This window comes from Kosmotoga sp. (assembly GCF_982836095.1).
The window spans coordinates 1219-2052 of sequence record NZ_CEYIHJ010000236.1 but is presented as its reverse complement, the minus strand read 5'-3'; the positions used below and the strand labels follow the sequence as shown (position 1 = coordinate 2052).

The window sequence follows — 834 nt, the reverse complement described above, 5'->3', positions numbered from 1 at the left end:
CCTGGATGCATTATGTCATATAGATAATGATAGCTTATTTGTGAATATTTGCAACTTGTGATATTAAAACTTCAAGGGTGATAAAATCACGTTTTATTTTTAAAGCAAAAGGGATTTCTGTGAAGGCGTTAATTTTGTAAATATTGGTTGTTCATAGGATGTTTTGTCCCTGGAGGGAGAGTGGAAAAAGAGAAAGCAAAGAGGGGCAAAGGAAACACGTAAAATCGCCTGCAATCGTTCCTAAAGATCAAGATCTTCGCTGCTGTGACATGGGTATTTGTTTTTCTTTGAAACACTTGAGAAGGTTATTTGCACCAAGAATTATCGGGTGGATACGAGGGAACAGATCATGGTTGATGTTCCTGATTACCAAATTTCTGAGAAAGTATATGAGAGTGACAATACCTTAGTTTATCGTGCCCGTCGTAATAAGGATAATCTACCAGTCATATTAAAAATTCTAAAAGAAGATTATTCCACACCTGAAGAAATTGTTAGATATAGAAAAGAATACGAAACAACGCGTTCCATCAATCTGGAAAGTGTTGTCAAGCCCCTTGAATTTAAGAGATACGAGAATATCTCATTCATAGTCTTTGAAGATATTGGCGCAGAATCCCTGGACAGATGGATAGAAAACAGGGAAATGACCCTGAAAGAGTTCCTCCTTATAGCCATTAAGATTGTTGAAAGCCTCAGAAAAGTTCATGCCCTGAACATCATCCATAAGGATATAAGCCCTTCGAATATCATTTATAATCTGGAAACGAATCAACTCCAAGGGAGCCGTAGCAGGTCTTGGCGGCGGGCTCCTGGCTGCAGGAGACTTGACGG

1 protein-coding gene is annotated in these 834 nt (G+C 38.7%); it reads left to right on the top strand.

What is annotated here, in order from left to right:
* Nucleotides 1–349: 349 nt before the first annotated feature.
* Nucleotides 350–834, top strand: a 485-nt coding sequence (locus AC3LHT_RS10595; RefSeq protein ID WP_488662874.1) for a serine/threonine protein kinase, incomplete at its 3' end; no start/stop codon positions are given.